Source organism: Nitrospirillum guanabarense (assembly GCF_034653355.1).
Taxonomy (GTDB): Bacteria; Pseudomonadota; Alphaproteobacteria; order Azospirillales; family Azospirillaceae; genus Nitrospirillum.
Genome location: NZ_JAYEER010000001.1, coordinates 1167396 through 1188677 on the forward strand (window position 1 = coordinate 1167396; position 21282 = coordinate 1188677).

General features: G+C 65.5%; 15 protein-coding genes. 10 read left to right on the forward strand and 5 right to left on the reverse strand.

What is annotated here, in order from left to right; translation table 11 throughout:
• Positions 1-7: 7 nt before the first annotated feature.
• The 3 genes from UAA55_RS04810 to UAA55_RS04820 all read right to left on the reverse strand — a co-directional run bounded on the left by UAA55_RS04810 (position 8) and on the right by UAA55_RS04820 (position 5776).
• A complete protein-coding gene (locus UAA55_RS04810; RefSeq protein ID WP_322951517.1) occupies positions 8-1492 on the reverse strand; it encodes a M81 family metallopeptidase in 1485 nt (494 codons plus the stop codon).
• Positions 1493-1547: 55 nt separating this feature from the next.
• Positions 1548-3485, reverse strand: a complete 1938-nt coding sequence (locus UAA55_RS04815) for a serine hydrolase domain-containing protein (protein ID WP_322951519.1) — start codon at positions 3483-3485, stop codon at positions 1548-1550.
• A 77-nt stretch (positions 3486-3562) separates the two neighbouring features.
• Positions 3563-5776 (reverse strand): TonB-dependent receptor, encoded by a 2214-nt coding sequence (locus UAA55_RS04820; protein WP_322951521.1) that lies wholly within the window; start codon positions 5774-5776, stop codon positions 3563-3565.
• 286 nt (positions 5777-6062) lie between these two features.
• Here UAA55_RS04820 and UAA55_RS04825 point away from each other — a divergent pair, with 286 nt between their 5' ends.
• Positions 6063-6734, forward strand: coding sequence for a TetR/AcrR family transcriptional regulator (locus UAA55_RS04825; RefSeq protein ID WP_322951522.1), 672 nt, complete (start codon positions 6063-6065; stop codon positions 6732-6734).
• A gap of 83 nt (positions 6735-6817) precedes the next feature.
• Here UAA55_RS04825 and UAA55_RS04830 read toward each other — a convergent pair whose 3' ends face one another.
• On the reverse strand, positions 6818-8764 hold the full coding sequence (locus UAA55_RS04830; RefSeq protein WP_322951523.1) for a serine hydrolase domain-containing protein: 1947 nt from the start codon (positions 8762-8764) through the stop codon (positions 6818-6820).
• A gap of 482 nt (positions 8765-9246) precedes the next feature.
• Here UAA55_RS04830 and UAA55_RS04835 point away from each other — a divergent pair, with 482 nt between their 5' ends.
• From UAA55_RS04835 to UAA55_RS04875, 9 genes are all read left to right on the forward strand, one after another.
• Complete coding sequence (locus tag UAA55_RS04835; RefSeq protein WP_322951524.1) at positions 9247-10026, forward strand: hypothetical protein; 780 nt, start codon at positions 9247-9249, stop codon at positions 10024-10026.
• Complete coding sequence (locus tag UAA55_RS04840; protein WP_322951525.1) at positions 10019-11191, forward strand: ATP-grasp domain-containing protein; 1173 nt, start codon at positions 10019-10021, stop codon at positions 11189-11191. Before UAA55_RS04835 ends, UAA55_RS04840 begins: the two co-directional genes overlap by 8 nt.
• Positions 11188-12117, forward strand: a complete 930-nt coding sequence (locus UAA55_RS04845; RefSeq protein ID WP_322951526.1) for a glycosyltransferase family 2 protein — start codon at positions 11188-11190, stop codon at positions 12115-12117. The genes UAA55_RS04840 and UAA55_RS04845 overlap by 4 nt, the downstream gene beginning before the upstream one ends.
• A complete protein-coding gene (locus UAA55_RS04850) occupies positions 12114-13322 on the forward strand; it encodes a phenylacetate--CoA ligase family protein (RefSeq protein WP_322951527.1) in 1209 nt (402 codons plus the stop codon). The genes UAA55_RS04845 and UAA55_RS04850 overlap by 4 nt, the downstream gene beginning before the upstream one ends.
• A gap of 19 nt (positions 13323-13341) precedes the next feature.
• Positions 13342-14265 (forward strand): ATP-grasp domain-containing protein, encoded by a 924-nt coding sequence (locus UAA55_RS04855; RefSeq protein WP_322951528.1) that lies wholly within the window; start codon positions 13342-13344, stop codon positions 14263-14265.
• A complete protein-coding gene (locus tag UAA55_RS04860) occupies positions 14265-15071 on the forward strand; it encodes a glycosyltransferase family 2 protein (protein WP_322951529.1) in 807 nt (268 codons plus the stop codon). The genes UAA55_RS04855 and UAA55_RS04860 overlap by 1 nt, the downstream gene beginning before the upstream one ends.
• A 194-nt stretch (positions 15072-15265) precedes the next feature.
• A complete protein-coding gene (locus UAA55_RS04865) occupies positions 15266-18520 on the forward strand; it encodes an nSTAND1 domain-containing NTPase (RefSeq protein ID WP_322951530.1) in 3255 nt (1084 codons plus the stop codon).
• 15 nt (positions 18521-18535) lie between these two features.
• Positions 18536-18976, forward strand: a complete 441-nt coding sequence (locus UAA55_RS04870) for a hypothetical protein (protein WP_322951531.1) — start codon at positions 18536-18538, stop codon at positions 18974-18976.
• Positions 18977-19182: 206 nt separating this feature from the next.
• Positions 19183-19653, forward strand: coding sequence for a response regulator transcription factor (locus UAA55_RS04875; RefSeq protein WP_322951532.1), 471 nt, complete (start codon positions 19183-19185; stop codon positions 19651-19653).
• Between the two features lie 99 nt (positions 19654-19752).
• On the opposite strand, the gene UAA55_RS04880 is transcribed toward UAA55_RS04875, so the two are convergent.
• Positions 19753-21177, reverse strand: a complete 1425-nt coding sequence (locus tag UAA55_RS04880; protein ID WP_322951533.1) for an amidase — start codon at positions 21175-21177, stop codon at positions 19753-19755.
• Positions 21178-21282 lie beyond the last annotated feature (105 nt).

Here is a 21282-nt window from a genome sequence, read left to right on the forward strand (position 1 = left end):
GTTGTTCTCAGAGTCCGTGTCCCCGCGGCGCGATCCGCACATCCGGGCGCAGCCGGCGATAGGGAAAGTGCCGAGGGTCGGTGATGTTGAAGCCGGGGGAGTCGACCACCAGCACGGCGGCGGCCATGTCCTGGAAGTCGTTGCGGAAATGGACGCTGCTTTTCAGCACCAGGATTTTCTGGGCGGCCGGATCCAGGCCCAGGTGACGGAGCACCTCCTGGTCGTAGGGCTGCATGCGGGCGCTGGCGACGACGATGCGGATGCCGCCGGTGCGCAGCAGAGCCGTGCGGCCCAGCCGCATGGTCTGGCCGCGCATCATCGGGCCCTTGCCGGTCACGATGCCGTCGCTGATCGCCTCCACCGTGAAGCGGGCGACCAGGGGCGTCTCCCGCCCGTCGCCCATCTTGGCGCCCAGCGCCAGTTCCAGTTCGGCACCCACCCGGGCGGCGTGCGCGGCGGCGGCCGCAGCCGGATCATGGAGGATGGCGAGGGCCGCATCCTCGGCGCCCGCGTCCACCAGCGCTTTCAAGACGCCCACCGTGTCGCTGCTGCCGCCCCCGCCGGGGTTGTCCTGGGTGTCGGCCAGGATGACGGGCCGCCCGTCGTATAGCCGCGCCGCCTCGCGCACAGCTTCCGCCGGCGCATAGATCCGTCCGGCGAAGTCCGCCTCGCGGCTGAGGATCAGGTCATGCAGCGCGTCCGCCGCCGCCTGGGCTGACGCCTGGTCCTGGGCATAGGCCAGCACCGCCGGCCCGCATTCGTAGATGTCGGACGCCGGGAACCCCTCCGCGAAGGACAGGCTGAGCAGGGGCGGCGCCTGGCGCGCGGCCAGGGCCGCATAAATCGATCGGGCCGGCTCGATGGTGGTGCACTGCCATACCGGCGGGATGAGAAAGGGGATCTTGCGGAAGGCTTTGGCCGGCGCGTGGCCGGTGCGCAGGATGCCGTCCAGCAGCCGCGCCGCCTGGCGGCCGCAATCGGCCATGTCGATGTGGGGATAGGTGCGATAGACGATCAGCGCCGTCGCCAGATCCACCATTTCCGCCGTGACGTTGGCGTGCAAGTCCAGCGTCGCCACCACCGGGATGTCGCCCACGGCGGCACGGACACGACGCAGGATTTCCCCGTCGCCGTCCTCATGGCTTTCCGTGACCATGGCGCCATGCAGGCAGAGATAGACGGCGTCGGCGGGCAGGGCGGCTTGGATGCCTGTGACGATGTGGCCGCAGAGGGCGTCGAACGCCTCATCCTCCACATCGGCGGCCGGCTGGGCGATGGCCCAGGTGGTGAAGACCAGCTCATGGCCCAGCGTCACCGCTTCGTCGCAGAAGCCGCCGATGCCCCAGTTGGTCCGCCGGATCTCATCCAGCGACACGGGGGCCTCGGCATCGTAAGGCCGGCCCAGCACGTCGATGAAATCGGCGAAGGTCGTCCTGCGGGGATAGAAGGAATTGATTTCGGCCTGGAAGCCGCCGACGACGATGCGGGCCATCCCATATTTCCCTTCGCTTGTCTCTCGATCAGTCCGCGCTCGATGGTACGCCGGTTCAGAAATCCAGACTCCAGCCCAGCATCTGGAAGGCGATGCCGAACCAGACGGTGGCGGCGCAGGCCAGGGCGATGGCGCCGCTGGAAATCCGTGCCCGCCAGTCGCGCCTGCGCATCCACGCCGCTCCCGCATCCGCAACGGCGGCCAGGCTGCCCAGCGCGCCGATCAGGCCGAAGATCTGGAAAAGGCGTAGCCAGCCGTCGATGCGGTCGTTCAAGGGCACGCGGCCGGGTGAGATCACGACGATCACGAACACCAGGGCGCCGCCCAGGAAGATCAGGTTGGCCACGGCTGCCAGGCGCGCCAATCGGCGCCGTGTCAGTTCCGCCGCGGTGCATGTCGGCGGGGCCTTGCGCCGCAGCCGGCGCACGAGGGCACCCAGGGGCCACAGCACGGTCGTCCCCAGCAACACCGTCAGGGTGGCCAGCAGCAGGGGCAGGTTCCACCCGGCGCTGCGCCAGGCGGGCACAGGCTGCAGGACGTAGAGGGGCGGGGCGACGATCCGGGCCACCCGATCCCCTTCCAGCTGGACTTCCAGCCGGTCCGCGCCGGCCAAGTCCCGCCAGACATGGGGTGCCACCTCCCGCCACCGTTTGGGCGCGCCATCAGGGCCCATCAGGGTGCTGACCGTCAGGATACCGCCACCCTCAACGCTGACGTGGGTCTGGCCCAGCAGGGCGAAGAAGGCGCCGAAACTGCTGTCGGACCGCTGCGTCGCCTCATAGATGCCCGCCGCCTGCCGGCCGTCGGCCAGGGCGGTTGGCAGAGCCGCTTGGTCGGCGCGCGCCTGCGGAAAGTAGCGGTCGGCGAATTGCGCCAGTACCTGTTGCCGCAGGCGGCTGGCCGTATCGTTGGCGCCGGCGCTGTTCATGGAAATGAAGATGCCCAGGTCCTGGTCCAGGAACAGGTGCATGTCGCTGTGGAACAGGATAGTGCCGCCCGCGTGGCCGATAATGGCCTGGCCGTTGCGGTCCTCCCGCCGGAAGCCCAACGCCAGCCCGTTGACGACGGGGGATGCTTGCAGCGCCGTCGCGTGCATCAGGCGCGCGGTCTCTTCGGTCAGGATCCGCGCGTCGCCCAGCCGCCCCAGCCGCAGGTGCGCGGTCATGAACCTGGCCATATCCTCCGCCGTGGTGGACAGGCCGCCGGCCGGGGCCGGGCTGATGACCTCAAAGGGCTGTGCCGCCGCGACGCCAGTCAGATACCCTGCCGCCATGCCTTCCTTCAGGGCCGGTGGCAGCGGCTGGCGGAAGGTGGTGTGTCTCATGCCCAGGGGGGCCAGGATGTGGCCCTCCACATAGTCCGCGAAGGGCTGGCCGGACACACGGGCCACGATGTACCCAGCTAGGGCGGCGCCGTAGTTGGAATAGGCCGTGACCGTGCCGGGCGGGAACATGCGTGGCGGGATCCAGGACTTCAGGAACTGCTCGTTATTCAGCGGATCCTGGTCTTCGGTGAAGACAATGTCCTTGACGCGGTCCTCGAACCCGCCGGCATGGGTCATGAGCTGCCGCATGGTGATGGGCTTGCCCCAGGCGTCGGGGATGCGGAAATCCAGATAGGCGTTGATGTCCCGGTCCAGGTCCATGCGGCCCGCCTCCACCAGCTGCATGACAGCGGTCCAGAGCAAGGTCTTGGAAATCGATCCCGGCCGGAACAGCGTCCGGCTGGGGTCGACTGGACGCCGCGTGGCCAGGTCGGCATAGCCATAGCCCTTGGTGAACAGCACGTCGCCGTCCTTCACCACGATGACGACGGCGCCGGGAATGCCGCCGCGCTCCAGGGCTGGTGGGACGAGACCGTCGAAGAACGCGTGAACGTCGTCGGCGGTCAGCGGGTGCTCCGACGCCAGAGGTTCCGCCGCGGCCGCCGCTGCCGTCAGCAGGCATGTCGCCATCACCAGCCGTCGTGCCAGGGTCGGGAAGAAGGATATCAATGCTCAGCTCCTGGTCCGTGCCGATCCTGGCGCGATGACGGCGGGCCGCCCGCCGAAGCGGCCCGCCCCATCAGGCTTCAAAAGGACTTGGAAACGCGCAGTCCGAACTGTCGGGGGGCGCCGGCCTGCGCCAGGCTGCCCAGCGACAGGGAGGAGATGTAGTGCAGGTCGAACAGGTTGGTCGCGTAGGCGACCACCGACCACTTCGACGGCGTGTCGTAGGCGACCTGCGCGTTGAACAGGTTTTGCGCGGCCAGGCGGTCCGTGGGCGAAACGGCGAACACGCTGGCCCACCGGGAACCGACCATGCCGTAGTCCAGCCGTGGCGTCAGCGTGGCGTCCCCGATGGCGAAGGCGTACTGGACACCGGCGTTCACCGTCCAATGCGCGGCGTTCGGCTGCTGCCGCCCGGTCAGATCCTGGAAACCCAAGGTGGGGAAACGGCCGTCGACGGCGGAGAAGGCGCCCAGCTCGGTATTCAGGTAGGCGGCGCCGAAGTCGAGGGAGAGGGCGCCGAACACCGCCTGCGCCTGCGCCTCGACGCCATCGATGATGGAGGTGCCGGTGGCGTTGTGCAGGGCGCTCAAGCCGGTGGTCGGATCGAAGGTCGAGACCTGGTAGTTCTCATAGACATTGTAAAAGCCGCCGACCTGGGTGCGCAGGTGGTTGCTGAAGAAGGTGCTTTTCCAGCCGATTTCATAGTCCGTCACCTCCTCCGGCTTGAAGGCTGGCGCCGGCGTGCCCGCCGGCAGCCCGGTGGCGGCGAACGGGTTGATGCCGCCGGACTTGTGGCCGGTCGCGACGAAGGCGTAGACCATGTCGGTGTCACTGACATGGAAATTGACGTTCGCCTTGCCGGTGAACTTTGAGTCGCTTTCCTTCTGGCCCACGATGGGGTGGTGGATCAGCGGAGCGCCGTTGAACAGGACATAGAGATCATCCGTCAGGCTCATGTGCTGTTCGGAATAGCGGCCGCCGAGCTGGAACTCGATCAGGTCGTTCAATTCATAAGTGGCTTGGCCGAATATGCCCCAGCTCTCGATGGGCGTCCGGTAGTTGGCCTTCAGGGCCAGCCCCTGGGACAGGGTGCCGAAGGGCCCAGCCGATTGCACCAGGCCGCCGTCGGGAAGTTCCACCAGTTCATTCTGGTAGACGCCGCCCACCACCCATTTGAGCGGTCCCGTGTTGGGGGAGATCAGGTTGATTTCCTCCGAGACCGTCCGGTCGCTGCCCACCACGTCGTAGATCATCGGCCCGGGGCCGGCTGGCGACACCAAGTCGGTGCCGTCGTAATCCAGATCGTACGAGGTGCGGGCGTACTGATAGCCGGCGATGGACCGAAGCGTATAGCCGCTGTCGAAGTCGTAGCTGACCTGCAGGACCGATCGCATCCCCCTTTCAACGCCCGCCAGATGGGCGTCGGAGGTGAGGTCGAACAGATGGTCCGTTCCGTCCCGCGCCGGGCCGGCGGGCGAGCCACCGTGGTTGATGTACATGAAATCGTTCTTGAGGACGATTTTGAGCTGGTCCGTCGGCTGCCACAGGAAACTGATGCGGCCGTCGGCCTCGCGGTGGTTGCCCGGGTTGCCGGTCCAGGGGCCGCTGACGTTGTAGAAGCTGTTCCGCCGTTCGTCATTGGTGGCGATGCGGATGGCGAAGTCCCGGCTGACGGGGATGTTCAGGACGCCCCGGAAGCGGACGTCGTCGTAATTGCCGTATTGCAGTTCGGCGGAGCCGCCGAGCTTGTCCAGCGACGGATCGTTCTCTCGGATGAACAGGGCACCGCCGGTGGCGTTCTGCCCCGCCAGGGTGCCCTGCGGGCCGCGCAGCACCTCCACGCTGGCCAGGTCGTAGTACGGCTCGTTGCTCATGAAGCCGCCAGGAGAGGCCGAGACGCCGTCGCGATAGATCAGGACGCCGGAAGGGTCCTGGATGCCGCCTTCGCTCTTGCCGATGCCGCGGATGTTCACCAGCAGGTTCTCGCCCGTGTCCTGGATGGTCAGCGATGGGGTCGCGAACTGCAGGTCGACGATGTTGGTGATGCCCTTGGCGTCAAGCTCGGCGCCGGAATAGACGGTCGCCGCCACCGCGGTCTTCTGCAAGCCGACCGACCGGCGCTCGAAGGTGACGACGATCTCTTCCAGCGTGTCCGGCGTTGTGCCGGTGGTCGCGGCCGGTGCGGTGGCCTGGTCCGCCGCTTCCGCCCGGGCCGTGGGGGCCAGCAGGCAGGCGGTCGTAAGGAAGGCCGCCGACACCGTTGCGTACCGCCAATTTCCCAAAGTCTTAGCCATGAAACCCCTCTCTGTCCCCGGCCGGTCAGGTTGCGATTGCCCCGACCTATGCCCTTTTGTTTTCTTTGCTAATAACATTAAATATGTAATGTATGTTTATGTCAATCGACATTGGCGCCGCAGTCGGGCTAATTGGCGCGGGGAACGCTTTGTGGCCGGAAGTTTGCGCAATATCAGTCGGCTAGCGGGTGGTGCCGGATGTCGCGGCATATAGCTGTTGCGAGGATGTCCGGGGATGGTTAACCGTTTGCGCGGGCCGTGCCTCGCAGAGGTAGAGAGGATCGACGTGGCAGAGCACACTACACATCCCACGCGGGAAGAGACGGGCGACAGGGCGGGGCGGGGCGGCCGGGTGCGGCGCACCCAGGAAGAGCGCAGCACGGAAACCCGGCGCAAGCTGGTGGATGCGGCCATCCTGGTCGTGCAGGAATCCGGCTACGCCAACCTCACCATCCAGAAGGTGGCGCAACGTGCCGGCATGACCAACGGTGCCATGCAGCACCACTTCCCTGCGCGCGAGGACCTGCTGTTGGCCGTGCTGGACGCAGTCTATCCCGTGCTGGAAATGCCTTTTGAGCGGATAGCCGCGCGGAAACTTACGATTCCGCAGCGCATGGACACGCTGGTGGACCTGTTCTGGGAAATCTATTGCCGCCCGGAATATCTGGTCATCTGGGACGTGGCGTTCGGCACGCGCAACGATCCGGCCCTGCGGCAGCGCCTTGAGGGCTATCAGCGGGCCATCCAGGCGCACCTGATCAAGAACCTGACGGCGCTGTTCCCGGAAGTGGACATGACCAAGCCCGGCGCCAGCCAGGTCTTCACATTGGCCATCAGCTATCTGCGCGGCATCGCCCTGCAGGCCGTCTTCGGTGTCACCCATGGTCGCGAGGACCTGGTCCTGATCAAGGACATGGCATGCGAGCGCCTGGCGCGTTTCCTGGTCTCTGCCGAGTAAGGGGTGCCGAATAAAAAGAGGCCATCGACAGGGATGGTTCTTCCTGCCGATGGCCCTCGGGGCACGCGCTGGAGCGCGCGTGATCAGTAGGCGAGGCTGGGTGTCAGCAGGTGTTGGCCCGCGATGGTGGCAGCCATCACCAGCAGCGACAGGGTGACGAGGCTGAGGCCGGTGCGGGATAGGATCGATCCCTCCCGTCTCCGCCAGGCGATAACGGCACTCCACAGCGTGAACAGCGCGCCAAGGCAGACCAGCGCCGCGAGCACCTGGAAAACCCGCATCGCCGGGTCGAAGCGAACCGACAGGACCGTCAGGTCCAGGCTGGCCAAGGCCTGGACATAGATAGCGACCAGCGCTATCAGCACCAGGGCAACCAGGATGACGCCGTTGACGGCCAGTCGCCGGCGCCGGACGGGCAAGGGCATCGTCTCCCGCAACGGCCGCTTGAGGCGCCAGCGCACCAGGGTGGAAATGGGCCACAACAGTGCCGCCGCCAGCAGCACGGCCACGGCGCCTGCCAGCAGCAGCGCCAGGACATGGCCGTTGAAAGCGCCCTGCCGCTCATATTCCGCGATGCTGTCGACCACCATGACGTCGGGCCGGCCCGACGCGCCCGTGACAAAGGTGACGGTGTGGCCTTCACCGTTGTGCTCCCGGAACATCAGCTTGCCGTCGGACCAGAACGTCCGGGGCGAACCATCGTAGCGGGTCAGACCCGCGACGGAGATCGACCCGTCCGGATGGGCGGTGACGTCCACCGTGCCCAGGGAAGAGAATAGGGTCAGAATCGTCGTCTGCGCCCTACGGGTGGTCAGGTAGGCGCCGGCCACGGCCCTGGCGTCCTGCGCCGCGTTGGCTGCGGGCTCGGGGAGGGGGCCGGCCGGGGGCAGGTAGCGGTCCAGCAAGCTCTGCCAGACGGCGGATCGTATCCGGACCATGTCAGTGCCGGAGGAATTGAAGATCAGGAACACGCCCAGCCGCTCCGATGGCACCAGCCAGAGATAGCTGTGCTGGTAGGACAGGTCGCCACCATGGGCCAGGGCGAAGCGGCCGTTGGCGGCGGATTGGTAGAAGGCCACGGCGATGCCGGGCGCGTCGGGCCGCGCGCGCCATTGGATGGTGTGCATGGTGCGCGCCGTCGCCTCCTCCAGGATGCGGGCATCGCCATAGGCGCCATCCTGAAGGTGGGCGATCATGTACCGGGCCATGTCGTCGGCGGTGGAATACATGCCGCCGGCCGGCCGGCGGGCCAGATATTCAACGGGACGCGGCGGCTCCGACGACAACTTGTATTCCTTGGACATCAGCGGCGCCAGGTCGGCCGGCACGGGGGCGGCGAAGGTCGAGTGCGCCATGCCCAGCGGTTTGAGGATGTGATCCGCGACATAAGCCGCGAACGGCTGGCCGGAGACCCGCTCCACGACGTACCCGGCCAGCGAGTTGCCGAAGTTGGAATAGGCGACGCGGCTGCCGGGCCGGAAGATCTGGGGCAACTGATGGCTGCGCAGGAACTGCCCAAGGTCGGAAATGGTCTCGGGGGCCTCCAGCAGATCCTTGCCGTTCTCCTGCAGGCCGGCAGTATGCGTCAGTAGTTGGCGGAGCGTGACCGGTTCCGGAAAATCCTTGCGCAGCGGGAAGTCCAGGTAGGATTGGACATCCGCGTCCAGGTTCAGCTTGCCTTGCTCCACCAGTTGCATGACGGCCGTGGCCGTGAAGGTCTTGGAGATGGAGGCGACGCCGAACAGCGTCTGATCCGCCCGCACGGGGGTTCGCCGCTCCACATCGGCATAGCCATAGCCCTTTTCGAACAGGACCGCGCCATCCTTGACGACGGCGATGGCGGCCCCGGCGATGCTGTCCCGCTCCAGCCGCTGGCTCATGATGCCGTCGACGAACGGCTCCAGGTCTTCCCGTGTCATGGGGCGGGGCATGGGCCCAGTCGCCGGTTGATCCGGCACTGCGCTGCCCGTCTGCGCCGCCACGGTGGATACCGGCGGAAGTAGCGGCGCCACCGTGGCGGCAAGCGTCATGATGGCCAGACGCCAAAGGGACCGCCTAAGCAAATGATGCATGATCACCGTTCCCATCAATCGCGTCCGGGCTTCAGCCGGCGTGGCATGGCAAGACGCATATATACATTACATAATTAATGTAACTTGCCGTCAATGGCTATATGAAGGCGACGGAAACGAAGGCGTTGCCGGGCTTTCCCTATCGCGGACCCCTTCGCCCCCTCTCCTCTGCGAGTGCTGGGTGCTGCCCGGTAGGGCTGCGATTTTGAAAATTTGAAAGTACGCACTCAGTAGTATTTATAAAATACCGACATAGTTTATTGTTTATCAGGTGAGTATGGCAATTAATTAGCCGGAAGATCTGATAATAAATGCTCTGAAGCAATAATTGCCTTGAATAAACTCTGGAAGTTGATGGGCTTTTTGGCGCAATGACAATCATCATTGGGGATTTTCTCATGGAAAGATTAAACAATCACATTTTGCCCGTGCTGCGAACCATGCCCGACGGACCGTTTCGCGCGCCCCTGCTGAGGGCTTTCGCCAACCACGCGTCGGAGTTCGCCGCCATCGAGAATGGTTTCCGGGACCTGACCTCGCGCCGGCATGACGGCGAAACCCTGCGCCGTTTCTTCGGAAGCTGGAGCCAGACCAACAACAGCGCCATGACCGTGGCCGGCATCAGCAACCGCCTGACCTTGAAGCTGCACCGCGGCGAACCCGTGCTGGACCAGCAATCCCTGCTGCAGGCCCTGGTTTCCCTGCATCGCATCATCGACGAAGACTTGGCGGTGACGCACAAGATCCTGCATTCGAAGATGTTCCACACCATGGCGACCGACATCGTCGGTGACGACGCCTGGCTCCAGACCCGCTACATCGACCGGAGCGCCACCGAGTTCAAGACATGGAAGGACCACATGTCCTTGCGCGAACCCGATATCGCGTTGGGCCTGCTGACCACGCTGGCGCATGAGATCTACACGCATGGCGAGGTGGAGTTCATCCTGCCCCTGTTTCGGCAGTGGCTGATCCAACACTTCCACTACACGGAAGAAGACACCGCCCGTCCCCTGCGCTGGATCGCCGTGCATTGCGGCGGCACGGAGAAGAACCACTTCTTCCATGCGATGAATACCTTGAACCACTACGCGCGGGCGTTCGAGGTCGACTGGGGTGCCTATGATCTGGCCGGAATCGTGGGCCAGTACCTGCAAAAGAAGGCCGCCGTTCTCCAGGCGCTGTTTCCCTGCCCCGAACATGTTTACGAACATGCGTGACGGACCGTGCCCCATCCTGGTTGAAACGGGCGGCGCCAGGGTGGGGGCGTCGCTTCCCATGGTCGGCGGATTGCGCCATGGGGAGGTGTGTTCCGACCGTGCCGTCGCCCTTTCAGCCGCCTACCGCGACCAGATGCAGGGGTTGGCCGGCTTGCTCGACATTGCCTTGCGGGCGGTGGTGCAGCGGTATTTCCTGGATGCCCGTATCCGGGCCATCTATTCCTTGCCGCCGGATCTGGAGGGCATCCTGAGGCTGGCCGCGCCCACACCCTATCGCGTGGGATGGTACAGGCCTGATTTCATCCTGGACGGGGACGGCACGGCGCGGATCTGCGAGATTGGCGCGCGGTATCCACTGAACGGCTGGATGGTCAGCCGCGCCTGGTCGTGCGGGCAGTCGGATTTTTGGGATGATCTGTGCGCGCCCTACAGGCCGGGCCAAACCGTGGCGCTGGTCCATGGCCGGGAACCCAGCGGCGAGATCGACTATCTGTCGGACCATCTGCAGCGGACGGACGTCGGCTTCATCGCCATACGGCCGGGCGATCTCAGCCTGCTGGACGGGCGTCCGCATGCCCAGGGCCGGACGCTGGACCATCTGATCCTGCAGTTGGACCGCAGCGAGTTGCCGGCGCTGGATCCCGGTGTCCTGGCCCACATCGTCGCCCACGGCGCCTACTTCAACGATGTGCGGACCGTGATCCTGGTGCATGACAAGCGCGTACTGGCGGTCTTGTCCGATGCCGCCATCATGCGTGACGCCATGCCTGCGGACCTGTACGCGCGGTTGCGCCCGCACCTCATCACCTCGGTCTGCGCCCGCTCGGCGAGGGAGGCCGAACGGCTGCTGCGCTACGGCGGGGATTGGATCGCCAAGCCCAGCAGCGGCGGGCGCGGCATCGGCACCCTGGTACGCTCGGCCTGTGGCGAGGCGGAGTGGGCCGAGCGGGTGCGGCGTGACTGGCCGCATCTGATGTTCCAGCCCTATCTGGACCAGCTCGACTTCATGGATCCGGATTTCCCCGGCCCCATTCACATGGTCGGCATGCTGCTGTGCCGGGACGCCCATTGCTATGGCAATGGCATGTTCCGCGGGTCGACCGACGCGGTGATCAACCTGCATCAACAGCGGGGCAAGCTCTATCGGTGCGAGGTGGCGCCATGAGCCTGTCGGTCGTCATGCCACTCTATAATCGGGAAGATTACGTAGAGGAGGCCTTGGCCTCCCTGGCAAGCCAAACCCATCTGCCCCGCGAAGTGATCGTGGTGGATGACGCCTCGACCGACGATGGCGCGCGGTTGGCCCAGGCGGGCCTGGACCGTCTGGCCGCGCTTGGGGTCGCGCGGACGGAATTGCTGCGCCTACCGGCCAATGGGGGGCCCAGCGCCGCGCGTAATCGTGGCCTGGAGCGCGCCGGCGGCACGGTCCTGGCGTTCCTGGACGCTGACGACTGCTGGCGCGAGGATTGCTGCAGCGAAATCCTGCGCTGCCTGCAGGGGTACGGCCTGGACCTGCTGGTGCTGGGGTTCGCTGCCTCGAGGCGGGGCGATTATTTCCCGGACCTGGCCGCCCTGCGGGACGAGGCCGTGTCGCTGGAGGGGGCGTTGCATCGTCTGCCCCGCGTGACGGCCAGCGCCAGCCATCCGGACTTCTTCATGGGGCGCGCCAGCAACGTGGCCGTGCGCCGTAGCGTCATCGGGAATGAGCGCTTCGCGGAAGGCTGCCATGTGAATGAGAACATCGATTTCTGGTACCGCGTCGCCAAGGGCGTCGCCAAAGGCGGCGACACCCCGGCCCGGGTGGGGTTGCTGGCGGAGCCGCTGGTCCGTTACCGGATCCTGCCGGACAGCCTGTCCCATCGGCGGTGTCAAGATTGGCGCCAGTTGCAGATCCCGCCCAGCCTTGAGCGCTTCCGACACAGCGACGACGCCGACGACCGCCGGCTGTGCCGCACCTTAGGGCAGCGTTGGCTGACCTTCGCCATGGACAGCCTGCCGGACGATGCCCAGCGCGCCGCGTTCTGCGGCGCCCACGGCGCCCTGCTGAGCCATTTCGATATCGATCTGCCATTGTTATGGAGGGCGGCATGAGCCCGGATGCAGGCTGGATCGGGTCGGTGGGCTGTGAGGGCCGCGCCGTGGACGACATGATGGCGCATGCCTTCCAGAGCGCACGTCGCCATCCCTTTTGGCGCCACCTCTACCGGCGGTGCGGCGGTTGGCGTGACGCGCCCGTATGCCAGAAGGGCGATCTGCTGGCGGCGTTGGACGGCTTTTCCCCCGCAGGGGAAGAGCGGGGGGTGTACCTGGTGCGCTCCGGCGGCAGTGCCGGCGGCGGCCCCCTGATCTTTCCCGTCGACATCGCGGAAAACCATGCCCAACGGCAGGCCTTGGCGGAGCATCTGCTGGCCCGCGGGGTGTTCACGCCCCGTTCGGTGGTGCTGAACCTTTTCGCCTACACCGGCCTCTATCGCACGGCGGCCATCGTGGACGACCTGCTGGAGCGGTGCCACGCCACCACCGTGCCGATGAGCGCGCAGTCCCCTTATGGCGACATGCGGGCGGCGGCGGAGCTGTTCCAGCCGACCCATATCGCGGGCACACCGTCCGTCCTGACGTTGTTCGCCAACTGGTGCGAGGAGTCTGGCCAGCCTTTGCCCCGTATTCCGCAACTGCTGTATGCGGGCGAGCTGATGCGTGACAGTGTGCGCGAGCGTCTATGCCGCACTTTCGACATCCGCCGGATCTGGTCCCTGTACGGCGCGGCGGAAACCGGCATCTGGGCGGTCTGCGACGCTACCGCCACCCCCGGGCTGTTCAGCATCCTGCCACGCATCGTGGTGGAGATCGCCTCGCCGGATACGAACGGGTTCGGCGAGATCGTGGTGACCAACACCTGGCGCGAGCGGTTCCCGCTGTTCCGCTACAGCCAGGGCGATGTCGGCCGCGTCGTGACCCGCGATGGGGAACGCATGCTGGAGGTTCGGGGCCGGCGGCCGCGCACCTTCCGATTTTACGAGATAAGCTACGACGATAGCGGTTTCGCCGCCGTGGCCGAGGGCTGCGCCGCCTGGCAGGCGGTCCTGGATCTGGGGGCCGGAGGCTGCGACCGGCTGGGCCTGCATGTCGTCTGCGACGACCCGGCGATCCTGCCCGTCGTTGCCGAGCGCCTGCGCCGGCACATGAAACAGGATGAGGGCGGCGACACGACCTACGTGCGTGCGGTCACCTTTGCCGATCTTCATATCGACCCCACGACCGCCAAGACGGCGACGCTTGTCGACCGGCGCCGGTGAACATCCCGGGATGCGCCCCATGGAAAAGCTGAACAATCTTTTGGTGTATGAGTGGACCTCGTGGCGGGGGTATCTGATCAGCTACCTCGCCGGGGCTCATTGCGCGGCGGAATGGGATGATGACTGGGAGGTGCTGGACGCGGCGTGCGGCCCGGACATTCGCGCGGTCCTGTTCCATCACCGCCTGTCGAACGCCGCCTTGTTTCCGCGCCAGCGCCCGGCGTTTGAGCGGAAACTGGCGCGGCGGGGGATCAAGGTGCTCAACGCCGGCCGGGCGGACATGCGCAAGCGCACCCTGCATACCATGTTGGAGAATGCCGGCCTGAGAAGCGCCCGCGCCGCGCGGGAGGGGCCCGTCGATCAGTTCCTGTTCGTGAAGACCGACCTGAACTATGGCGGCGAGGCGGAACGGGCCTTGCCCGCCGACCTGCAGCCGTTGTTCTCCGCGCCGGCCGACTGCCCCATCCGCGGCTGGGACGACTATCGGCTCCTGCGCCGCGATGAGGTCAACCCCGCCTGGTGGGACAACCCTCATCTGGTCATCGAGAACTTCATCGCCCACGACGACACGATCTATCGCATTTACGGCTGCGGAGATGCGTTGGTCTGCATCCGCGCGCACAGTCCCGACCTGATCAAGAAGGAGATGGAGCGGCCGGGCGACCGCTGGGTCTGCATCGATCGCCGCGGCCTCGCGGCGGTGGCCGATGACCACGAGGGATTTCCCAGGGACATGTGGCGGCAGTTGGCCGGCTTCGTCGCGCGATACTCGTTCGATTACTTCTGCCTGGACATCATCCATGACGGCGCCCGGCACACCATCATCGATCTGAACCTGACGCCCTTTTACGCCACGCACCCACCGGCGGCGGACTGGTTCACCTTCCTCCGACGTGGCCTTCAGCAGGTGGTTGCCAACCCGACCTTGGCGGAGACCGTCTGATGAAGACGATATCCGTGCTGATCGCGGCCTTTCGCGCGCGCCAGTGGTTGGGGGACTGCCTGGATGCCGTGTTCGCCCAGTCCTTACCCGCTGGTTGGCGCCTTCAGGTGCTGGTGGGCGTCGATGGGTGCGACGATACGCTGGACTACATCGGCACGGCGCCCTATCCCGCCCTGGAGGTCGTGTACCTGCCGCACAATCGGGGAACCTACGTCGCCTTCAACACCCTGATGCGCCATGCCCAAGGCGACCTGATCGCCCGCTTCGATGCCGACGACGTGATGCGGGACGGTTATTTGCGCCGCCATATCGAGGCGCAGGAGGAAGGCGCGGACCTCACCCTGGCCTGGAGCGTGTACACGGACGAGAACCTTCGGCCGACGTCCATCGTGCCCGCCTTACCGGACTATCGCCCCGAGAATGGTTGCCGGCGCAAGGGAACCGACGGCCAGTTCGTCGCCAAGCGGCACATATGGGAATGGCTTGGCGGGTTCCGCGCCTGGCCGTGCGGGGCCGATACGGAGTTCCTGATCCGCGCCGAGGCGGCCGGCTTCAGCACGGTGGTGCTGGAAGAGTTCCTCTACTTGCGCCGCACGCACGGCAATTCACTGACCACCCATCCAAAGACGAATTATGAGTCCAACACCCGGATGCGGTTGCAGGAGCTGACCATCCAGTACCGGGAGGAATACCGGGCGGGGACGCGACCGGTCATGGTCGAGAGTGAGGTGGAGCCGTCGGCCGTCCTGCTGCGGCCCGCGGCGGCGCCCGTCCATACGGGCCCTTACGTCTGTGCCGTGCCGTGAGCGCGGCTCCACGAAAAACGTGTGTGAGTACGCCTCTATCGCCAAAAGGCCGCAGATGGCGAATCGATGGTCGCAAAGGTTGTAGAATGAGGTTATACTTACGACGGTTTCATCGGTGGCGCGATATCAACCGAGTACAGAAAGTTGTTTCTGGCGACGATGAGGCCATTTTTCATGAAGAAAAAGGCCAACTCGTGAGGGTTAAGCGCTTTCAATTCGGCGACTGGCAAGTGGATGCGCAAGCCTGCGTGCTGTGGCGCGAGGATGAGGGGACGCAAGTCCAGGTCGAGCCACGCGCCCTGGATGTCCTGGTGGCCTTATGCCTGAATGCCGGCAAGATCCTGAGCGCGGAGGACTTGCTGCACCTGTGCTGGGACGGTGTCGCCGTCGGTGAGAACCAGGCGCAAAAGGCTGTCGCCCAACTGCGGCGGGCCCTGGGCGACAGCGCCAACGCCCCGCGCTATATCGAAAACCTGCGCAAGCGGGGCTACCGCACCATCGCCCCGGTCATTTTCGCGCCGCACCGCGAGTCCGATGCGCTGGCGGAAACCTGGGCCCGGGAATCCCCTTATGTCGGCCTGGCGCCCTTCGGCGCGGGCCACGCCTCGGTGTTTTTCGGACGCGACGCGGCCGTCGTCCGGCTGCGAGACGTGCTCGCCAGCCAGTTGCCAGGCGGCAGGGTCTTCGTGCTTATCCTCGGGGCCAGCGGCAGCGGCAAGACTTCATTGGTCCAGGCCGGCTTGCTGCCGGCCCTGATGCGCGCGGGGGCGGCGCTCCACGTTGCGGATGCCACCGTCCTAGACCTGGGCGCCATCGGCGCGGTGCCGCTGCTGACGGCATTGGGCGGCGTCTTGCTGGACCTGGACGGCGATGGGGGGCCGCTGTTCGCGGGCTGCGGCGCCGAGCAACTGGGCCAGAGCCTGGTTGAGGACGGGCAGGGCGCCAACGATGGGACCGCGCCCGCCGATGGCCGTTTCGTTCTTTTCGTCGACCGGCTGGAGGCCTTGTTCAGCAGCGCCTTCGCCAGCGGCTTGCAGCGGCAGCAGTTCCTGGCCGCGCTTGATCGGCTGGCCCGGGGCGGCCAAATCATGGTCATCGCCGCGTGCCGCAACGATTTCTATCCCGACGTGGTGGGCGAACCGCTGTTGATGGAGGCCAAGGCGGCGGGCGGACATTTCGACCTGATGCCGCCCAGCCGGGCGGAAATCGGCCAGATGATCCGTCTGCCGGCGGAAATCGCCGGCCTCAGCTTCGGCGGGGACGCGGATGGCCGCGAGCGCCTGGACGACTTGCTGTGCGAGGCGGCGGCCCACAGCCCCGACGCCCTGCCGCTGCTGCAATACACCCTGCAGCAACTCTACTTGTTGCGCAGCCCGACGCGCGAACTGACCCTGGCCGCGTATCGCGACTTGGGCGGCATCGAGGGGGCCATCGGGCGGCGGGCGGAGACGACGCTGGAGGGTCTGTCGCCAGGCGCCCAGGCGGCGTTGCCCCGCATCTTCTCCCTCATCGTCGCTCTCAGCGCCATTGACGATGCCGTGCGCGGCGTGTTGGCCCGCTGGTCGGACCTGAGGTCCGATGACGAGCGCGCCCTGGTGCAGGCCCTGGTGGACGAGCGCTTGTTCGTCAGCCGGGTGTCGGGCGGTGAGGCCGTCTTCGGCGTCGCCCATGAGGCGCTGCTGCGGCAGTGGCCCCGCGCCGTGTCATGGATTGCTGAGCACCGTCAGGCCCTGCGCGTCCGCAGCCAACTGGAAGGGCTGGCCCGGCAATGGGCGGCGGAAGGCCGGCGGCCCGACCGCCTGTTGCGGCGGGGCAAGCCGTTGGAGGAGGCGCGCGACCTGCTGGGCGAGGGCATCGTGCCTGTGGGCCCCGACGTGAACGCCCTGGTCACCGCCTCCGCCCGCCACGTCAAGCGGGCCGAGCGTCTGCGCCTGGGCGCCCTGGCCGCCTTCGCCGCCATCGCCCTGGTCGCCGCCTTCCTGGGCCTGCGCGCCGGCCGGGCGGAAAAGGTGGCGGCGCTGCGCCTGCAGGAGTCCGAGGATCTGGCCGACTACATGCTGGACGAACTGGCCGACAAGCTGCGGCCGCTGGGCCGGCTGGACCTGCTGGATGGCGTGGCGCAGAAGGCGCTGGGCTACCTCACCACCGACGACCCCGACCGCATCCCCAGCGCCGCCCGCCTGCGCCAGGCCAAGGCGCTGCAAACCCTGGCGGACGTGGACCGCTCACGCGGCAACGTCGATGCGGCGCTGAAGGCCTTGGGCCAGGCGGAGAGCTTGCTGCAGGCCAACTTGCGGGAGGGGGCGGTCGATGCGGAAACGTTGAAGATCTGGGGGACGGCAGCGTTTTGGTTCGGCCAGATCGCCATGGACCAGGGGCGCCTGGATGAAGCGCTGCGCCGCGTAACCCAATACCGGGACTTCGCCCAGCGTCGGATGAACCTCCAGCCCAACGAAGCAGATGCCTGGATAGAGCTCTCTTATGCGCTGAGCAGTCTTGGCACTGTGCAATTGCGTCAAGGCAGCGGGGATACGGCCGCGGACAATCTCGACGCGTCGATCGCTCTAAAACGCCGGGCCTTGGCGATCCGTGCGGACAACGTATCCTTGTTGGCGGATTTAGCGAATACCCTTTCCCTCCTTGCCAATGCGCAGGCCGAGCGGGGCCTGCTGGGGGCGGCGACCGACCTTTATGATCAGCAGCGCGTGGTTCTTGAGGATGTACGGCGCCGGCAACCGGATGCCCTGGTGTGGTCGTTCCGCCTGTCGGTAGCCAATCGGTTGAAAAGCGCTCTCCTCGAAGCTCAAGGCAAGACGGAGCTGGCGCTCGCCAGTCTGGATCGGGCGGGGGAGGAGATTGAGGAAAGCCTACGCAAGGAGCCGGAAAATCAGCGTTGGCAGACTGTCCGGATAGACATCCATCTGCAAAAAGCTCGCATACACCAGACGCTAAGCATAGCCGTCGACAGCCTGTCGGATGTTCTGGACATCGAAGCCACGATAGGTCAGGCGCTCCGCACCAATCCGACGGATACCAAACTTCAGAATCAGAAAACCCAAGCACTGCTCATCCATGGCACCGCCTTGATGATGGGAAACAGCCTGGACGCCGCGAAGCGGAAAATCGACGAAGCCACGGCGATTGCCCGGACCTCGATAGACCATGACCGGCAGGACAAGCTTCGATCCATCCTTCTCGCCAACACATTGCTAGCCGGTGCTGAAATCGACTTGAAGCGTGGTGCGGACGTCGCGTCAAGACAGGCTTGCCATGATGCGGTCGGCGTTTTGCAAGCCATAGCACCGTCGAGCAAGGATTTCCGCATCCTCGATCCGTGGGTTCGCGCCAATCGGTGCAGCGGAAACCAGGCGGTGGCTGATGCCAGCGCCCAAATTTTAAATCAAATGGGATATCGCGAAGTTAGATATCTCCAGTCCCTCGCCAAATAGAAGGAGCAATGAGAAATGGCGCCAAAGTATTGTCCATCTGGAAAGATTGATATTTTTGTGAGGATTGAAGAAAATATAAAAACAAAACAACTCGTATGGTATTATAATAACCTGTCGTCGGATAATTTTAGACTAGGAGTTCAGATAAATGTTGGCCATATAATATTTCGTTTTGATGAAAATACTGCAAAAAGATTTGTCTTTTTGGATCCAACAATCACCTTCAAAAAAGGTGCGAGAGTTTATCAGGACCTGACGGAGTATGAGCCCATTGTTGGGAAGGACTATGTCATCATCTTGGATACTCAGAAGAACGGTGGATACGCCGAAGTAGGCTCTATTACTCTCTACGCCCAGGAAATCGGGTTGGGGGGCGAGATGATAGGGGAGCCGCTGTCCTCCGATCCGGAAATCATCAACACCGGCTACGAAACATGTACTGCCCCGAACAAGTGATCCGATAAAGCACGCGATGGCGGCCCGGGCTTCCCCCAAGCCCGGGCCGTTTCCCTTCCGGGCAAGGGCATCGTTCGTCAGAAACATTCCTATTATTATTCAACGCGTTATCATCGGAAAGATAACAGAAGGAAGAATTCTTCCGGTCGCTGGCAGGGTGTGTTGGCCGTTGGCGCGGGGGGCGTCATGGCGATGACAACCCACCCGTGAGCCAGCACATCATGAACCGCTATACTGCCCGAGAGCGCCAAGTCCTGGACCTGACCGGACAAGGCCTGACCAGTTCGCAGATCGCCGCCACGCTGGGCGCCTCGGAACTGACCATCCGCAAACACCGCTCCAACATCATGCGCAAGGCGGGGCTGACATCGACCGCGCAACTGATCGCCTACGCCCGGGGTACCACCGCTCCGCAGGTGCCGCCGCCACCGCTGGCCTGGGACGTCCTGGCGCCGCGCGAGGCGGAGGTGGTTCGCTATGTCGCGGCCGGCCTGACCAGCAAAGAGATTGCCCGCCTCATCGACATCAGTCCGCGCACCGTCCAGAAGCATCGGGAACGGGCGCGCGAAAAGCTGGGGGTGCACACGCTTCAGGAAATTATTATCCGGGGGCGGTCACATGCCGATTTGCGATGCGCCAATCAACCCGGGCTGCCTCAGGAATGCAGTTCAATTTGAGTTGTGACGGTGAAGTATGTCGAAATAGCCCGCGCCGAGATGTAGTCGGTGCGATCAAGTGACCCCGCGGATTTCAATAGAATTAGATGGCCGCCGTCCTTACGACCCGCGCCCCTGCGAAGAACCTTCCAATAATTCCGACAATTCGCTCCAGGGGCGCTGGGGCCCTCGTGCGTCCTCGAACCAGCGGGAGACGCGCAGCACGCCCATGTCGTCGAAGCGCCGCCCCACGATCTGCAGGCCGATGGGCAGACCCGCCGACGTGTAGCCGCAGTTGATCGAGCTGGCGGGTTGCTCGGTCATGTTGAAGGGCATGGTGAAGCCGATGTGGTCGAAGGGCCGCGCGGGGTCGTTGTTGGGGCTGGGCAGCTCGGCCGCGAAGGCCGGCATGGGCGCCACGGGTGACAGGATGTAGTCATAGGCTTGGCTGGCCCGTACGCCCTGTTCCCGGATGGCCATCAGGCCGCTGAAGCCGCTGTAGACGGTCATCGCGTCATAGGCCGCGGCCGGTTCCACCCAGGCCCGGATATAGGGCAGGATCTTCCGGTAGCGGTCCTGGGGCAGATCCTTGGTTTCGGCCCAGAAGCGCATGCGGAAGAAATGGTCGAAGCCGTCGAACATCTCCGGTGTGACGAAGGGCGCCATCGGCTCCACCACCGCCCCGGCCTGCTCGAACAGGCGGGCCGCCGCCGTCACGGCTTCGGCCACTTCCGGCTCGGTGGGGGAACCGCATCCCGCGTCCAGCATGAGGCCGAAGCGCAGGCCCCGGACGTCGCCCGCCAGGTTTCGCCATGGCAGGTCGGCGGGCGGCAGGCTCATGAAGTCGCGCGCGTCGGGGCGGGAGATCACCGTCATCAGCAGTGCCGCGTCGTCCACTGTGCGCGTCATGGGGCCGGCGGAACGGCCCATATAGGGCGGGTCGATGGGAATGCGCCCGTTGTTGGGCTTGAACCCGAAGACGCCGCACCAGCCCGCCGGCAGCCGCACCGAGCCGCCGATGTCCGTGCCGACATGCAGGGGGCCGTAACCCGCCGCCGCCGCGGCACCCGCCCCGGCGCTGGACCCGCCGGGGTTGCGCGACAGGTCCCATGGGTTGCGCGTCAGCGGATGAAAGCTGGAAAGCCCGGAGGAAAGCATGCCGTAATCGGGCACGGTGGTCTTGGTGAAGGCGATCGCCCCGGCCTCACGCAGGCGGGCCGTGATGGGCGCGTCCTCCGGTTGGGGGGTGAGCTCCACAGCGGCCGTCCCCATGGGCTTGGGCACGCCGCGCGTGGCGATCAGCTCCTTGAGCGTCACCGGCAGCCCGTCCAGCGGACCCAGCGCCGCCCCCTTCCGCCACCGCTCCTCCGAAAGCCGCGCGGCCGCCAGCGCGCCGTCGCCGTCCAGCGCGTAGGTCGCGTGCAGCAGCGGCTCCAGCCTGTCCACCCGGTCGAGAACGGCCTCCATCACCTCCACCGGGGAAAGCGCGCCCGCGGCGAAGGCATCGGACAGGGCGGTCGCGGTCAGGTCGGCGAGGTTGGTCATCAGGCTGTCTCTTTCAGTTGGCCGGGAGAAGGTGAGGAACGGGAGGGGGCCTCAACATAGGGTGGGGATGACGAAACTCGGGTCGATCACCGCCCCGCCTGAGGG